This window comes from Yersinia sp. 2541 StPb PI (assembly GCF_052217145.1).
GTDB lineage: Bacteria > Pseudomonadota > Gammaproteobacteria > Enterobacterales > Enterobacteriaceae > Yersinia > Yersinia enterocolitica_E.
On record NZ_JAZGQB010000001.1, the window covers coordinates 1852481 to 1869186 of the forward strand.

The following is a 16706-nucleotide window of genomic DNA, read 5'->3' on the forward strand; positions in this document are numbered from 1 at the left end:
GAATTAAGAGCATTGTTATTAAGCAGATGAGAAGAAAAATGGATCAAGGAAAAAGAGCATTTCTACAGCGGCTCGGGGGCTTAACTGCTGGCGCAGCATTGGTACCATTGGCGGATGCGGGCTGGCGGATGGAACCGGCACGCAAACAAGGTGATATCAAACGGCGCTACGCCATGTTGATTGATTTGCGCCGCTGTATTGGTTGCCAGGCATGTACTGTCAGTTGCGCGATTGAAAACCAACTGCCACAAGGCCAGTTCCGTACCACAGTTAATCAGTATCAAATTGCCCTGTCTGGGGCAGAAAGTGTCACCAATGTATTGCTACCCCGCCTGTGTAACCACTGCGATAACCCGCCTTGCGTGCCAGTCTGTCCGGTACAGGCCACTTATCAGCGTCAAGATGGCATTGTGGTGGTCGATAATACCCGTTGTGTTGGTTGTGCATACTGTGTTCAGGCCTGCCCGTATGAAGCTCGTTTTATCAATCACAGTACCCAAACTGCGGACAAGTGTACTTTTTGTGTTCATCGTCTGGATGTTGGATTGCTGCCTGCCTGTGTGGAGTCTTGTGTCGGCGGGGCGCGGATTATCGGTGATTTACGCGATGGCAACAGTATATTGCGCCAAATGCTACTAGAACATGCCGCTGACATTAAAGTGCTGAAACCGGAGCAAGGCACTCACCCTCAAGTGTTTTACCTCGGGCTAAATGACATTTTCACCCGACCATTGCAGGGCCAACCCGCGCTCTGGCAGGAGGTACACCCATGATCCGTGAAATTTTAGCTCGCCCACAAGATATCGCCTGGTTGCCTTGGGCGGTGCAGTATTTCTTTTTTATCGGGCTGGCTTGTAGTGGCGTGTTGTTTGCCTGCTGGCAACGGATGTTCTCTCGCCATCAGCAGAATCCATTGGAGTTTGCTGCACTGATGTTGGCGGTGACTGCGGTGGTGGTTGCGCCATTGGCGCTCAATGCGGACCTACATCAACCGGCCCGCGTCTGGCACTTCTATGCCCACTTTACGCCGTGGTCGTGGATGTCATGGGGATCTCTTTTCTTACCCTTGTTTACCCTGCTGGTGTTGTCCTATTTTCTGGCGCTGACCTACAGCCGATTGCGGGCAAAACCATTAGCGCGATTATTGACAGGATTAGCCGGACTCTGTGCGTTTTCTGCTATCACTATTTTGCTCTATACCGGCCGCGAGGTGTCAATCCTGCGCGCCCAACCCCTGTGGTTTAGTTTATGGTTGCCACTGTTTATCTTCCTGACTGCCTGGCAGACGATCCCGCCTTTACTGGCTACCTGGCTATGGCGTGAGCCGCACTATCAGGTGTCATTGGCGCGCTGGCAACCCATCAATTTAATGATGCTGGCGTTGGTTACTGTGCTGTGGGCCAGTGGTGATAATGCCTCGGCACAGGCTCTGCGCTACTGGGCTATGCATGCCCAGACTTTGGCAGCATTTCCTGTGGTGCTGTGGCTATTGCTTTTGGCAATGGCGCTGTTCAACAGGAAAAAAACCTTATCAAGCGGGATGGTAGTGGCTCAGGCACTGGCAGCCCTGACGTTGTGTTGGTCGGTACGTTGGCTATTGCTGATGCATACTCAAACGTTGCCTAAATACAATGTGTTAACCAATCCCTATTCGTTGCCGCTGGGGAGTGAAGGATTGCTGGCCGTGGTGGGTACATGCGGATTATGGATAGCGGTGATTATTGCTATCCGTGAAGGTGTCAGATGGCTTGAACAACAATTCTCAAGTGAAAAAATAGTCTCAAGTGAAAAAACAGTTTCAGGCGAGAAAACAGTGAAAGGAGAAATGCATCATGGCTAAGTCTACACGGCGTCAATGGTTAAAAGGCAGTTTAGCCTTGGGGGGCGTGGTTGCATTTGCTGCCAGTTATCATGCTGTGGCACGCAAAACATTGGCTGGCCTGATTGATGGTAGTGCCGGAAAGCTTACACTCGATCCTGTTAGTGCCAACGCATTAGCACCAGAAGGACGTATTGGGCAGCAGTGGCAGGCCAATCCGCAACAAGCGGTTTCAATGACACAATGTTTTGGTTGTTGGACCTTGTGTGGCTTACGGGTGCGAGTCGATACCCAGCACAATAAAATCCTGCGCATCGCCGGTAACCCTTATCATCCGTTGTCTCATGACCACCATTTTCCGTATCAGTTACCACTAAGTGAAGCGCTGCAACGTTTAGGTGGAGAGTCAGGCATGGCCAGGCGTTCAACGGCTTGCGCGCGCGGCGCGACGCTATTAGAAGGGGTCGATAGCCCTTATCGTATTACCGAGCCAATGAAGCGCACCGGGCCACGGGGCAGTGGCAAATGGCAGCGTATCAGCTTTGAGCAATTGGTGGCGGAAGTGACCGAAGGCGGTGATCTCTTTGGCGAGGGGCCGGTTGAAGGGTTGCGGGCTATCCGTGACCTGATTACCCCCATTGATACTCAGCAGCCCTCATTGGGGCCGAAAGCCAATCAGTTACTAGTGACTAACGCCGGTGATGATGGGCGCGATGCTTTTATCCGACGTTTTGCTCATCAAGCGTTCGGCACTAAAAATCTCGGTAGCCACGGGGCATATTGTGGTTTGGCGTATCGTGCCGGTTCAGGTGCGTTGATGGGGGATTTAGATAAAAATGCCCATGTTAAGCCTGATTGGGATAACGTCCGTTTTGCCCTATTTTTGGGGACGTCGCCTGCGCAATCTGGCAACCCATTTAAGCGGCAAGGGCGTCAGCTAGCCAATGCTCGCCAGCGTGATGATTTCAATTATGTGGTGGTCGCCCCCGCGCTGCCACTGACAACCACATTGGCTAATCAGCATAACCGCTGGGTTCCGGTGTTGCCGGGGACGGATGCGGCACTGGCAATGGGGATGATTCGTTGGATTATCGAACAGAATCGTTTTAACCACGCTTATTTGTCCGTTCCTGGTGAGGTTGCCATGCAAGCGGCGGGTGAGCGCAGTTGGACCAATGCCAGCCATCTGGTGATAACCACTGAAACCCATCCCTTGGCAGGCCAGTTCCTACGTGCCAGCCAGCTAAGTGGTGAGTCAGTGGCCGAAGCTGAAGAGAGTCCGGTATTAGTGCAAGTGGTTGACGGTACATTGCAGCCTGCTGCATTAGCATTACACGCTCAATTGTTTGTCACGCGCGAGGTCACCTTACATGATGGTCAAATTGTGCAGGTGCAATCAGGTATGGCGTGTTTGCGGCAAGCGGCAGAGCGTTTTACTCTGGAAGAATACAGCCAGCAATGCGGCGTCCCAGCAGAGACGATGGTTGGTTTGGCGAAAGAGTTTACGGCTTACCAGCGTCAGGCTGCGGTTATCTCCCATGGTGGCATGATGGGGGGTAACGGTTTTTATACCACCTGGGCGGTCATGATGCTCAATGCCCTGATTGGTAATTTGAATCTTAAGGGTGGAGTTTCGGTTGGGGGGGGTAAGTTTGATGGTTTTGCTGATGGTCCTCGCTATCAGTTAGCTACTTTCGCTGGAATGATAAAACCAAAAGGCTTACCGCTATCGCGCAGCAAGCAGCCCTATGAACAATCGCAAGAGTATCAGCAAAAGATTCAGCAGGGTCAGCCTGGCTATCCGGCCCGTGGCCCATGGTATCCCTTTGTCGGTGGGCAATTGACCGAACAATTGGCACCGGCATTGGCGGGTTATCCCTATCCGCTTAAGGCATGGATTAGCCATATGACTAATCCGCTGTACGGGGTCGCGGGGCTGCGCAACTTGATTGAGGCGAAACTACAAGATCCACGTCAATTGCCGCTGTTTATTGCCATTGATGCTTTTATGAATGAAACCACCGCATTGGCGGATTATATCGTACCGGATACCCATAATTTTGAGAGTTGGGGATTCAGTGCGCCCTGGGCCGGGGTACTGGTCAAAGCCAGCACTGCCCGCTGGCCCGTGGTGACATCACGTACTGCCCGCACGGCTCAAGGCGAGCCTGTGGCCATGGAGAGCTTCCTGATTGCAGTGGCCAAGGCATTGCAATTACCGGGGTTCGGTGCCAATGCGATGCAGGACAGCCAGGGAAACAATTTGTCGCTGGAGCGGGCCGAGGATTACTATTTACGGGCCGCGGCCAATATTGCTTATGGCGGTGAAAAACCACTGCCACCAGCCTCGGATGAAGAACTGAAATTAACCGGCGTCGATCGCTTATGGCCCGACTTACAACGCAGTCTGCATATTGATGAGCAGCGCCGAGTGGCTTACCTGTTGGCGCGTGGTGGGCGTTTTGCGCCTTATGAGAAAAGTTGGAATGGCGATGCCACCGGGCCGCAGTGGAAAAAGCCACTGCAAATCTGGAACGAAAATGTCGCGCAACATCACCATGCGATAACCGGCGAGCGTTATAGCGGCTGTCCGACTTGGTATCCACCTCGTCTGGCCGATGGTTCCGATGTCTTTACCCATTATCCGGCAACTGACTGGCCTTTGCGCTTGATGTCCTTCAAGTCTCATCTCATGAGCAGTTCTACTGCGATGATTGAGCGCTTACGCGCGGTCAAACCCACCAATTTGGTGGCGATTAATCCAACCGATGCTCAGCGCTACGGGATACAGCACGGTGACAGTGTACGCCTGATGACCCCCGGTGGTCAGATGAAGGTACAGGTAAGTTTATTGGATGGTGTTATGCCTGGTGTGGTTGCTATTGAACATGGTTATGGACATCGCGAGATGGGTGCCAGAACACATTCGTTGGATGGTGTGATCATGGCGTCAGACCCGCGTATCGGTCAGGGGAGCAATCTGAATGACTTGGGGTTTACTGATCCAACGCGAGAAGTCCCCAATACCTGGCTGGATTGGGTCAGTGGTGCCGCGGTTCGGCAAGGGCTACCAGCCAGATTGGAAGTGATTAGCTAGCAGGCTATCAATTTTGACTTAAATCCCTCTCAATTGAAGAGGGATTTTTATTTCTACGTTATGATATTCCCGATGTATAAATGAGTTTCATTCATTCTTATCGGAGAGCCGTCGATGGCAGTAGCAAGACTCAGTGCGGGTTTATTGGTCGTCGGTGGCATATTGGGTTATATGGGGGCTTACTGGCAAACCCTCTCTTTGCTGATTGCTGCCGGAATTGCCTTACTCACTGGGATCGTTCTTTCCGCTTTTACTGATAGTGATTACCGCTAAAGATGTTCCGCAGTAATGTTTCAGGTATTATATGCGCCGCACGGCTGTCCCGTGGTGAAACATCAGTTCTATTGTACAATGAATTAACGTGATTAGCCGTCTAATGAATTACCTAACCCATTGAGCAATAATTAAATTTTTATCAGTAACCTCTTCGAAAGACAGGAACGTACACCATGCCAGTGTTACATAACCGAATTTCTAATGAGGAACTTAAAGCGCGCATGTTGGCTGAAACCGAACCGCGCACCACAGTTTCTTTTTATAAATATTTCACTCTGGAAGATGCCAAAACCTTCCGTGACGACCTCTATAGTCAATTTGTTAAACTCGGCGTGTTTGGTCGGGTTTATGTGGCTAAAGAGGGGATCAATGCACAAATCAGTGTGCCCGCTAATCGTTATGATGAGTTCAAAACCGTGTTGTTTGCCGCACATTCTGCACTAGATCAGGTGCGGCTGAATGTGGCTCATGAAGATGATGGGAAGTCATTCTGGGTGCTGCGCATGAAAGTTCGCGAACGCATTGTGGCGGACGGTATTGATGACGAGAGTTTCGATCCCAGTAATATAGGGCATTATCTGAAGGCCGATCAGGTTAATCAGATGATTGATGATCCCGATACTTTGTTTGTTGATATGCGCAATCACTATGAGTACGAAGTAGGCCATTTCGAAAATGCCATTGAAGTCCCTTCTGATACTTTCCGTGAGCAATTGCCAATGGCGGTTGATATGCTGCAACATGACAAAGAGAAAAATATTGTTATGTATTGCACTGGTGGGATTCGCTGTGAGAAAGCCAGCGCCTATATGCTGCACAATGGCTTCAAAAACGTTTATCACGTTGAGGGCGGTATTATCGAATATGCCCGTAAAGCAAAAGAACAGGGGTTGCCGCTGAAATTTATCGGTAAAAACTTTGTTTTTGATGAGCGGATGGGGGAGCGGATCTCTGATGATGTGATAGCCCACTGCCATCAGTGCGGTACACCTTGCGACACGCATACCAACTGTAAGAATGATGGCTGCCACTTACTATTTATTCAGTGTCCGACCTGTGCGGCAAAGTTTGCTGGTTGCTGTAGTGATATCTGTCAGGAAGAGCTGAAGTTGCCGCAGGAAGAGCAACGCTCCCGGCGTGCTGGGCGCGAAAACGGCATCAAGGTTTTTAATAAATCGAAAGGATTGTTGCAAACTACCATGCACATTCCGATACCAGAAAAGAGCACAGATAAAAAATAGTCGTAGGGTTAACCTACTGGATGTACTATTAAAGTTAGACGTTGTCGGTTATTTTATTCGATAGCGTCTTTTTTATGCCATTTTTAGCGCAATGGCGATTCCAATACAAGGATTGATAATGACAATACCTGGAGTGAGTAGCCAAGGGCTACGGTTAGTCACGATGCTGGCTATGCTGGTGGTGATTATGGCGGGAATTAAAGCGGCATCGCCGATCGTGGTTCCATTCTTGTTGGCTATATTTCTTGCTATCGTATTAAATCCTTTAGTGAAACTGTTGGAGAAAATAAGAATTCCCCGCACCTTAGCTATTGTCTTATTGGTTAGCATTATTATTTTACTCATGGCATTGCTCTTTGGCCGCCTGGGTTCTTCATTAAATGAGTTTGCCCGCTCGTTGCCGCAATATCGTGGCATGATGCTGGAAAAAATGCGCGACCTGCAAGAGTTTGCAATGCGCTTTAATATTGAGTTCTCGGTGGATGACATTATGAAGCATGTCGATCCTAGCACCGCGATGAACTTTGTGACCCGTCTACTGAGCCATCTTTCTGGTGCCATGGCTAGTATGTTCTTGCTGCTGATGACGGTGGTCTTTATGTTGTTTGAAGTGGAACGACTGCCTTATAAAATGCAGTTGATGTTTGATAACCCAGAGCAAGGGAATGCGATTCTCAAGCGTGCACTAAATGGTGTAACTCATTATCTGGTGATCAAGACGATTATTAGCATTGCGACGGGGATTGTTATTTGGTTATTCCTGGCAGCGATGGGGGTCAGATTCGCTTTCCTTTGGGGGCTACTGGCTTTCGTCCTCAATTACATTCCTAATATCGGCTCCGTATTGGCGGCTATCCCACCCATCGTTCAGGCACTGTTGTTTAATGGTTTTGCTGATGCTTTTGCCGTTACCTGCGGGTATATTTTGATTAACCTGATTGGTGGCAATATTATTGATCCACGGATGATGGGGCGTGGTTTGGGTCTATCAACCTTGGTGGTGTTCTTATCCTTGATTTTTTGGGGGTGGCTACTCGGGCCAATTGGTATGCTGCTTTCCGTTCCGTTAACCATTATTGCCAAAATAGTATTAGAGTTAACACCAGCCGGTTATAAAATCGCCGTGTTATTGAGTGATGGCAAACCGGCCAAGGTAGAGTAGTGCAAACTGCGGATATCGTATTTATTGCTGGGCCACAGGTGGGAAGCTATCTGGTGGCCCGGCTAGAAAAGGTAGAGAAAACGCGTTAATAGAAAAAGAAATAAATATCCAGTGCTAACAGAATCAGCCACAAGCAGATATAGAGCAGTAGATGTTCCCGTACATTATTGATAACCATCGATAGCAATTTATTTAACATGCAGGGTGCCTGAGGCTAGAATTATCGCCCATTATAAGGATTTTAACTTTTATAAACAATAAGCTGGCAGGCTAAATTCCTGAGTTACAGCATGATGAAATAAGTCATTTCTTTGGATAATATGGGCATTGTGGTACGAATGGAAAAGATTGATATGTATTGGTGATATTAAGTGAAATGTAACCGATTCTTTAACTGCAAGCGATAACTCACTATATTAATCCGGTTACATTATTTGTTAAGAACAAAAATCACATATACAGAAAATTTACTGAAAGGGAATACTCCCTTTATTGCGACTCTCTATACACCAACGCCTTAGTATAAATATTTAAATACATTGTAAATAAAGCATAATTCCAAACGGTTTCTGACTTTTATTTTTTCGGTAATATGCCGTTTATGCGAATAAACTGTACTGTCACTGATATTTAACTTCCTGGCAATGCGGTAATTGGGCATCTCCATCATCCAGTAGCACATGACTTTATGCTCTTGTGGACTGAATAGGGATGCTGGACAGGGGGGATGTGGCTTACCGATACCCTCACTTGAAAAGTCCGATAGTCTTTGTAACAACTCCGGTAAGCGTTTTTTAGCCAAAATAGAGACAGAATCTGTCAGGGGTATCGGCGTTTCACTAAACGGATATGACGCATCCAGATAAATATAAACTTTAGCCCGCAGGCAACAACTCAAAAATTGTGCTAATAACGGGCAATGTCCACCATAGCGACAATATTGGGTAAGGTTAACAATAATTACCTCAGGATCAAACTCATGAACAGCTAATGTAGCCTGTTCCACCGTAGGAACATCCATTAAATCGAGATATGAAGCGTTATTTAAATAAGTATTTACCCCTGATCGGGTATAAAAACATTCATCGATAATTAATATTTTCATGTGGCATACATCCTTGTCTAACAGCAACCATACCTGGCCGCATACAAGGATAAAGTAATCCCCTGATGCCTAAAACGTCAATTCGGGATTCACGATTGTTTTTAGCGGCTTTTACGAATATAAGACTCTGCTAATTATTAAATTTGCGGCGTTTTATATTAATAATGAGGTGAAAATGAGAGCGAGATATACCGATGACTGAAATAAAAAGAAACAGTCATCGGTAACAATCAAGTGCTGAACTCGCGGGTTACAGCATTACGATTTGGCGAAGCGGGATAGCGAAAAGGCTGAAATATCAATAGGTGAGGGTTTATCTTGTGCGAAGAGTGCAGCGACTTCCCCCAATGCAGTTGCAAACTTAAATCCATGGCCGCTTAAGCCTGTTACCACCATGATATTTTTGTTATCGGGTAATGTATCGATGATAAAATCTTCATCAGGGCTCATGTCATAACTGCATGCCGCGCCGTGCAGGCAGACACCCACTCCCGGTAAGAAGTTACGTAAAAAACCAAATACTTCGGTTCCATCCTCGGCATAACTGCCAAAGGGCTTACGTTGTGCCGCTATTTCAATAGGCTGACCACCATTATGTTTGCCTAGTTTTAACTCGTCATTTTGCGAGGGGAAGCCGTAATAATGGATATTATCCGGTGTCTCGACGGTGAATGCCGGGAAATGATTTCCTTCGCTATAGCGGCCATCGGCATGGTGCCATGAAAACACTTTACGTATGGCGGTCACCGGTAATTCGGGTAACAGCTCTTTGACCCAGGTTCCGGCAGTGACAATCACTTTCTTAGCACTGTAGGTACCATCTATAGTCACGACATCTACACCACCATCCAGCGGTTCGATAGCGGTAACCGGACAATTGAATAAAATACCGCAGCCTGCTTCTGTGACGGCTTTAATCAGCGTTTTAATCGCCAATTCAGAACGTAGATAACCTGATTGTGGTTCGAACACACCAATATAATTATCTGGTACGGTAAATACCGGCCACTTTTCACGGATCTGGGCCGCGTTTAAGGTTTCAACCGGCAAGTTATATTGTTGAGCGCTGTGCTGCGCATTTTGCAGGAAAATAGAGTCATCTGGCCCAAGATTAAGCACGCCACTGGCCTGAAATAATGATTCACCTGTTTGAGCTGATAACTGGTCCCACAATGTTTGGGCACGCAAAACTAAGGGAACATATTTCTCACCTTCGCCATAGGCATGGCGAATGATCCGTGTATCACCATGGTGACTGCCTGCTTGATGAGGCGGCATGGCACTGTCAATCATCAGTACGTTTAAACCAGCTTGTGACGCATAGTAGCCTGCGGCAGAGCCGACCGAACCGCTACCAATGACAATTAGATCATAATCCATATTTTGCATCCCGGGGAATATCGCCACCTGGCTTTTTCAATAGGGTTTGTGCTAGCAATGTGTATTTATCGCGGCAATAACCCGAACGATTTGAATTAAAGGTAGCAACAGTGCTGATAAAAATTAAAACGATAGTAATAGCATGGGACCGAGAGGAGAAAAAGCGCTGTTAGCCATAGAGTGGTGGGAATGGTTAATAAAAAGGCACTAAGTGATATTCACTCGTGCCTTTTTTGGCGAACATTAAACTCGTTTTCTGGTGGAAAAAAATTAATGTTTACGGTGATCGCGATCTTGATATTCCGATGACTCAATTTTAGCAATGCCTGCTTCTAAGATATTTATTAATTGGCGTGCAACATCGGTGGTTAACCAGAGCGTTCTATCAACCAGCGCATCTTCTGGCGGTTGATCCATGGAAGACAGGTAATGAAGACGTATCATCATAGCGTCGTATACATCTACAGTGCTGATATCCCAGCCTACAAGCGGGTGAGTCTGAATAACTTCATCATTTCTGTCCATAAAGACCCCTTATATAGTAGTTACTGACTGGAGTGACTAATGAGGATCAATGCGGCTCATTATCAAGTGAGCTTTTTCAGTATACGCAACCGCCGATAAATTTGGAGATTATCGCAAGATCTTTACAAATTATTTATTTTATGATGATTTCTTAATCAACAATAAATGGGTTAAAAGAAGTCGGTGAGTAAAGAAAGTTTAGACGCTTATATAAAAAAGCCGAGGAGCGACTCCCCGGCAAAACAGCATTACATTGGGTTACTCCGCGTCGAACCAGTCGTCAGCGCTTTCCCATATTTCTTGTAATATTTCAGAGATCAAATCTTTATCTGTTTTGGCACCACCTAAAACGGAAAGATTATTTGCTCCGGCATAACGTATTTGTACTGCGGTGGTGGTGTCCGGGAATTTGGTGTTGAGTCTTTTACTCAATTCATGGGTTAGTGCTTCGATAGCACCTGCGGGTAACGGGTTTTTTTTATCAATACTCACTTCAACACGCATATTTGGCCCTCCGAATATTTATACTGGTTATTTATACAGTACAAATATTCAGGTTGCAAGTGACTGATATAAAAATCGTCGCTGTAAAGGGTTAGCCCCTACAGCGGCGGTTATCAGCTTTTAACTGACCAATTGATAGTCTGACCGGCCAGGAAAGGAATCACAGATTCATCCCCTAATGGGATCTCTTCTGGTTGTTGGAAGGGGGCCTTAACCAATTCAACAACCTCTTCGTTAATCGGCAAGCCATAGAAGCGTGGGCCATTTAATGAACAGAATGCTTCAAGATGCTGTAGCGCATTCATCTCTTCAAACACAGTAGCATAAGCTGGCAGCGCTGATGGTGCGTTGAACACGCCAGCACAGCCACAGGATGACTCCTTACGATGTTTGGTATGGGGAGCGGAATCGGTTCCGAGGAAGAAACGGTCTGAACCACTAGCAACGGCCTGGCGCAATGCTTCTTGATGCGTGCTGCGTTTCAATATTGGCAGACAGAACAAGTGGGGGCGAATACCACCGACCAGCATGTGATTGCGGTTAAACATCAGATGCTGTGGGGTGATAGTTGCACCAAGGAAACGATTGCCTGCCAGCACGTAATCGGCCGCATCTTTGGTGGTTATGTGCTCGAAGACAATTTTCAATTCAGGGAATTGGCGACGTATCGGTTCCAGAATCTGTTCAATAAAGCGCGCTTCGCGATCAAAAATATCAACGGCAGCTTCTGTTACTTCACCGTGGATCAGCAGCGGCATACCTATCTTTTGCATTTGCTCAAACAACGGGTATATCGCCGGGATATCGGATACACCATGATTTGAGTTGGTCGTAGCATTCGCTGGATACAGTTTTGCCGCAGTAAATACGCCTTGTTCAAAGCCGGTGGTCAGTTCTTTGACATCAAGTGTATTGGTCAGATAACAGGTCATCAACGGCGTGAAGTTATGCCCGGCAGGTACTGCGGCTAAAATTCGTTCCCGATAAGCGATAGCACTGGCAACAGTCGTAATTGGTGGAGCCAGATTGGGCATGACAATGGCCCGGGCGAACACCTCGGAGGTATAGGGCAGCACGGTACTGAGCATTTCGTCATCACGTAAGTGAATATGCCAGTCATCCGGGCGGCGAATTTTCAGGGTTTGGGGTTGTGCAGTCATTCAACTAGCTCCGCAGTCATGATGAGATATTGGGGTTTTTATACTGTTTCCGGCGGGGTCTAAGGATAAGCGGAAAGTGCGCAGGATGCATCTGATTGTTAGGGTTAAGTTGAAAACAAGGCAAAAAGGGCATCTTATAGAGGGGCTCGGGATAAAATTGCCCGTTAGGGTGAGCTATTGATTAGCAGTAAAATACGCTAATTGAATGTACAGCATGGGAGAATAACTATGGAAGTCCGTGTCATCGCCAGTTTAGTGGCAAAACCTGAATTTATTGATGCAGTAAAAGAAGCGGTTCATTTGGTAATAGAACCGAGTCGTGAGGAGAAGGGGAATCTGCAATATGATCTCCATGCCGAAAGCGACCAGAAAGGTTCTTTTGTGTTTTTCGAACGCTGGGCATCTGATGATGCATTGGAAAAACATAATAAAACCGAGCACTTCAAAGCGTTTGTCAAAGCTATTGAAGGCAAACTGGAAAACCTCGAAATAAAGAAACTGAAACAGATAGCCTGAGAGTGATCTCTGGTTAAAGATATCACCAATATAAAAAAACCCGCCTGATGGCGGGTTTTGTCTTTGCAATGTCTGGTCGGAATAATATTACATTTATTCGACAGATTGCGGTTTTGTTGCCGGCGCGGTTGCCTGAGTTGCCGCCGCATGGCCACCAGCAGAACCTTTACCTGCAAAATCAAAGGCTGGACGTTCCCACTGACCTTTAGTCGGTGACTCTGGCGCGTAATCCGGTGCCGGTGCTTTGGTCATCGGTGCTGAAGCGTAATGTTTGAACACCACACCTTCAGGGTGAGCGATAGTCGACTGTTGTGGCACAACAGCAACAGGAGCCTCAACCACAACCGTGTCACTGACACTGGCTTCGATAGCGGTTTCTTCAATTAGCGGTTCTTCAATTGTCGATGTTTCAACAACGACTTCGGTCACTGCCTGTGCTTCAGCTACAGCGTCTTCCACCACAGTTTCAGCTACAACCGCATCTTCCGCCGGTGTTTCAACAATAGTTGTTTCAATAATAGTTGTTTCAACAACAGCAGTTTCAGCAACAATGGTTTCTTCCACCACCGCTTCTTCAGCAGTTGTATCCTCAATTACCGTTTCCTGAACCACAGGTTCAGCGGTAGCTTCCGCAACGCCAGTTTCTTCAACGTCGGATACTGCTTCAACCGCTGCGGTAGTTTCAGCTTGCACCACCTCAGCGACAGCTTCAACGGTTGGTTCTACAGCAGTTGGCTCAACGGCAACAGGTTCTACAACCACTGGCACGACAACAGGAGCACGGCCAGGAACGGCTGCGGCTGAAGATGAAGAACCACCTGGTTTATGTTGCGCAGCAGGTGTCGGAGTGACAGTTTCAGTCACGGCGACGACGACAGGTGCGGCAACGACTGGGGCTGCTACAATCACGGCCGGAATATTAACCGGGGTCTCTACTGCTGCAACTGCTATTGGCAATGGTTGTTCAACCGGGTTTTCTACAAAAGCAGGTTCAACTGTTTGAGCTACTGGATAACGGACCCACACTTTGCCTGAAGCCATTTCTGGTGAGGCGAAAGCGCCGGCCAGTGGCATAGCAGATTGTGTCGGGTAACGCTCATCACGATAGCGACGACGACGCTGGCCACTGACGCGCAGATGACGAGGTGAGCGGCGTGAACGACGTGGCATACCATTTTCATTATTGGCATTGCGATCGTGAGTAGCTTCATCATCCGCTTGAACAGTCGTTTGTGGCAGTAATTTCACTTCTTCCTGCACAACTGGCGCTGCAATGCTTGCTAGCGGTGCACTAACAGGATTTTCCTGGGCTGCATTTTCCAGCACATTCAGCTCATCATTGGCAGATTGAATACGGACTTTCTGATTCAATTGGCGGCGTTGACGACGCTGCATAACCTGTTGACGTTCTTCTTGCTCAGGTTGCACCTCTTCGACCACACTGACTGCTGCCACTTCTACTTCTGCTTTGACTTCCTGTGGTGCCTGACGTTTATCTTCCTGACGACGGCGCTGACGATCACCGCGACGCTGTGGTTGCTGCTCGTCACGTGGCGCTTTATCCGTTTCAACAACGTCAGTTTGTGCTTGCGGCGCAGTAGTTTGCGCCACTGGACGCTTGTTGCGACGCTGATCTTCACGACCTTCGCGGTTCGCATTGTCACGACCACTGTTGTCACGGCTATTGCTATCACGGCCACTGTTGTCACGTGTGCTGTTATCACGGCCTTCACGTGGTGTACGGTCGCCTCTCTCTTTGCGGCCATTGTTCTGGCGACGAGGATTACGACGATCATTACGGCGGTTTTCGGTAGTTTCGGTTTTCTCGACCTCTACCGGTTTAACTTCTTCTGCTGATGTGCCGAATATACCTTTTAGGCCACTGAACAAACGGCTAAAGAAGCCAGGCTGTTCTGAGGTAGCAGCAGATGCGGTTACTTGTGGCGCAACGCTTGGTTTAGCACTGACGCTAGCAGGTGCAGCTTCCGGTGGTACTTCGGTTGGCAGAGAGAAAGTCGCCAACGCTGGTTGTTCTGGGCGTTTACGCTCAATCGTTGCTTCTTCTAACGGCTGCGCCATTTCTGCTTCATGCAGTTGTGGTAGCAGGTAGCTGAGAGAAGGAACCTCTTCGCCTTTACGTACCCGAAGAACAGAGTAGTGCGGTGTTTGCATCTGATCGTTTGGCACGATCACCGCACGTACACCACCTTGACGTTTTTCAATGGCATTAACTGATTCACGTTTTTCGTTGAGCAGATACGACGCAATCTGTACTGGTACAATGGCGTGAACTTCATGGGTATTTTCTTTCAGCGCTTCTTCTTCAATCAGACGCAGAATAGAAAGTGACAGTGATTCGTTGTCACGAACGGTACCGGTACCGCTACAGCGTGGGCACACGTGGTGGCTTGACTCACCCAGTGACGGGCTAAGACGCTGACGGGACATCTCCAGCAAGCCGAAGCGAGAGATTCGGCCAATCTGGATACGGGCACGGTCTTGGCGAACGGCATCACGCAGGCGGTTTTCAACTTCACGCTGATGGCGCACTGGTGTCATATCGATGAAGTCGATAACAATCAGGCCACCGAGGTCACGTAAACGTAACTGGCGGGCAATTTCATCAGCGGCTTCAAGGTTGGTGTTAAACGCGGTTTCTTCGATATCGCCACCACGTGTTGCACGCGCGGAGTTGATATCAATTGCCGTCAGGGCTTCGGTGGTATCAATAACGATAGAACCGCCGGAAGGCAGACGTACTTCACGCTGGAACGCTGACTCAATCTGAGACTCAATTTGGTAGTGGCTGAATAAGGGGATTTCACCACTATACAATTTGATTTTGCTACTGAAATCCGGGCGACCCAGAGCGGCGATATGCTCTTTTGCCAGTTCGAGAACTTTAGGGTTATCGATCAGGATCTCGCCGATATCCGGGCGCAAATAATCACGGAAAGCGCGGACAATTACGTTACTTTCCTGATGGATTAAGAATGGCGCAGGGCGACCTTCAGCGGCTTTTTTAATCGCATCCCAATGCTTGAGGCGGAATGACAAGTCCCATTGCAGTGCATCAGCAGATTTGCCAACACCGGCAGTACGGACAATCAGACCCATGCCATCAGGCAATTGCAGGGAGGATAGGGCTTCTTTCAGTTCGGTGCGGTCATCACCCTCAATGCGACGGGAGATACCACCGGCACGTGGGTTGTTCGGCATCAGAACCAAATAACTGCCAGCCAGGCTGATGAAAGTTGTTAGTGCGGCACCTTTATTGCCACGTTCTTCTTTATCAACCTGAACGATAACTTCTTGGCCTTCGCGCAGCACATCTTTGATGTTTGGGCGGCCATGAGAGGAATAATTACTAGGGAAATATTCGCGAGAAATTTCTTTTAGTGGGAGGAAACCATGACGTTCAGCGCCGTAATCAACAAAAGCGGCTTCCAGACTGGGTTCTATTCGGGTGATTTTGCCTTTGTAAATATTCGCTTTTTTCTGTTCATGACCTGGGCTTTCAATATCCAAATCATACAGCCGCTGTCCATCTACAAGGGCAACACGCAACTCTTCTTGCTGAGTTGCGTTAATCAACATTCTTTTCATCTTTAACTTACTCGTTATTTTTACATTGGCGTTAGAACTGCGGGCAAAATAACCTCTATGGCCGGGTAAACCGATGACCCCGAGTCTTCTAGCAAAGCCGTCAACCTCACGGTTGTCGCCTGCATAGGGGCGCATTATTTCGGTAAGCCTGTGTTTCTTTCTGAAAAACAGCGCTTTTATATAAAGGGGCGCTTCTGAATATAAGACAACAGAGCAGACCCACTTGCCGGCCAAGCTGCAACCCGCAGCCCGCTAATTGCTTGATTTCACATTACGTCTTACGCCATTGCTGCGTTTTTGTGTGATCAGGCAAAG

Annotated in this window: 14 protein-coding genes; 7 read left to right on the plus strand and 7 right to left on the minus strand. The window is 47.9% G+C overall.

Annotated elements, in window-relative coordinates:
* Positions 1-38 precede the first annotated feature (38 nt).
* The 6 genes from ttrB to V1953_RS08140 all read left to right on the plus strand — a co-directional run bounded on the left by ttrB (position 39) and on the right by V1953_RS08140 (position 7595).
* The gene (ttrB, locus tag V1953_RS08115; protein ID WP_083158507.1) at positions 39-773 is read left to right on the plus strand and encodes a tetrathionate reductase subunit TtrB; all 735 of its coding nucleotides are present in this window, start codon (positions 39-41) and stop codon (positions 771-773) included.
* Positions 770-1840: a tetrathionate reductase subunit TtrC gene (gene ttrC, locus V1953_RS08120; RefSeq protein WP_083158508.1), complete on the plus strand. Its 1071-nt coding sequence runs from the start codon at positions 770-772 to the stop codon at positions 1838-1840. The genes ttrB and ttrC overlap by 4 nt, the downstream gene beginning before the upstream one ends.
* On the plus strand, positions 1833-4916 hold the full coding sequence (gene ttrA, locus V1953_RS08125) for a tetrathionate reductase subunit TtrA (RefSeq protein WP_442850822.1): 3084 nt from the start codon (positions 1833-1835) through the stop codon (positions 4914-4916). The genes ttrC and ttrA overlap by 8 nt, the downstream gene beginning before the upstream one ends.
* Before the next feature lie 114 nt (positions 4917-5030).
* Positions 5031-5189, plus strand: coding sequence for a hypothetical protein (locus V1953_RS08130; RefSeq protein ID WP_193784639.1), 159 nt, complete (start codon positions 5031-5033; stop codon positions 5187-5189).
* A 176-nt stretch (positions 5190-5365) separates the two neighbouring features.
* Positions 5366-6433 carry an oxygen-dependent tRNA uridine(34) hydroxylase TrhO gene (trhO, locus tag V1953_RS08135; protein WP_442850823.1) on the plus strand — a complete coding sequence of 356 codons (1068 nt, stop codon included), beginning with the start codon at positions 5366-5368 and terminating at the stop codon, positions 6431-6433.
* Between the two features lie 118 nt (positions 6434-6551).
* Complete coding sequence (locus V1953_RS08140; RefSeq protein ID WP_083158511.1) at positions 6552-7595, plus strand: AI-2E family transporter; 1044 nt, start codon at positions 6552-6554, stop codon at positions 7593-7595.
* 85 nt (positions 7596-7680) lie between these two features.
* On the opposite strand, the gene V1953_RS08145 is transcribed toward V1953_RS08140, so the two are convergent.
* From V1953_RS08145 to pyrC, 6 genes are all read right to left on the minus strand, one after another.
* On the minus strand, positions 7681-7794 hold the full coding sequence (locus tag V1953_RS08145) for a DUF2770 family protein (RefSeq protein WP_005183270.1): 114 nt from the start codon (positions 7792-7794) through the stop codon (positions 7681-7683).
* Between the two features lie 318 nt (positions 7795-8112).
* Entirely contained in the window at positions 8113-8700 is a 588-nt protein-coding gene (locus V1953_RS08150) for a helix-turn-helix transcriptional regulator (RefSeq protein ID WP_083158512.1), read from the minus strand.
* A 258-nt stretch (positions 8701-8958) separates the two neighbouring features.
* Positions 8959-10080 carry an N-methyl-L-tryptophan oxidase gene (gene solA, locus V1953_RS08155; protein WP_442850824.1) on the minus strand — a complete coding sequence of 374 codons (1122 nt, stop codon included), beginning with the start codon at positions 10078-10080 and terminating at the stop codon, positions 8959-8961.
* Positions 10081-10350: 270 nt separating this feature from the next.
* Positions 10351-10605 carry a biofilm formation regulator BssS gene (bssS, locus tag V1953_RS08160; RefSeq protein WP_083158513.1) on the minus strand — a complete coding sequence of 85 codons (255 nt, stop codon included), beginning with the start codon at positions 10603-10605 and terminating at the stop codon, positions 10351-10353.
* 258 nt (positions 10606-10863) lie between these two features.
* Positions 10864-11109: a DNA damage-inducible protein I gene (gene dinI, locus V1953_RS08165; protein ID WP_083158514.1), complete on the minus strand. Its 246-nt coding sequence runs from the start codon at positions 11107-11109 to the stop codon at positions 10864-10866.
* Positions 11110-11222: 113 nt separating this feature from the next.
* Complete coding sequence (gene pyrC / locus V1953_RS08170; protein WP_083158515.1) at positions 11223-12269, minus strand: dihydroorotase; 1047 nt, start codon at positions 12267-12269, stop codon at positions 11223-11225.
* A 228-nt stretch (positions 12270-12497) separates the two neighbouring features.
* Here pyrC and V1953_RS08175 point away from each other — a divergent pair, with 228 nt between their 5' ends.
* The gene (locus tag V1953_RS08175) at positions 12498-12785 is read left to right on the plus strand and encodes a putative quinol monooxygenase (protein WP_083158516.1); all 288 of its coding nucleotides are present in this window, start codon (positions 12498-12500) and stop codon (positions 12783-12785) included.
* Between the two features lie 93 nt (positions 12786-12878).
* Here the strand turns inward: V1953_RS08175 and rne are convergent, their stop codons facing one another.
* A complete protein-coding gene (gene rne, locus V1953_RS08180; protein ID WP_442850825.1) occupies positions 12879-16391 on the minus strand; it encodes a ribonuclease E in 3513 nt (1170 codons plus the stop codon).
* Positions 16392-16706 lie beyond the last annotated feature (315 nt).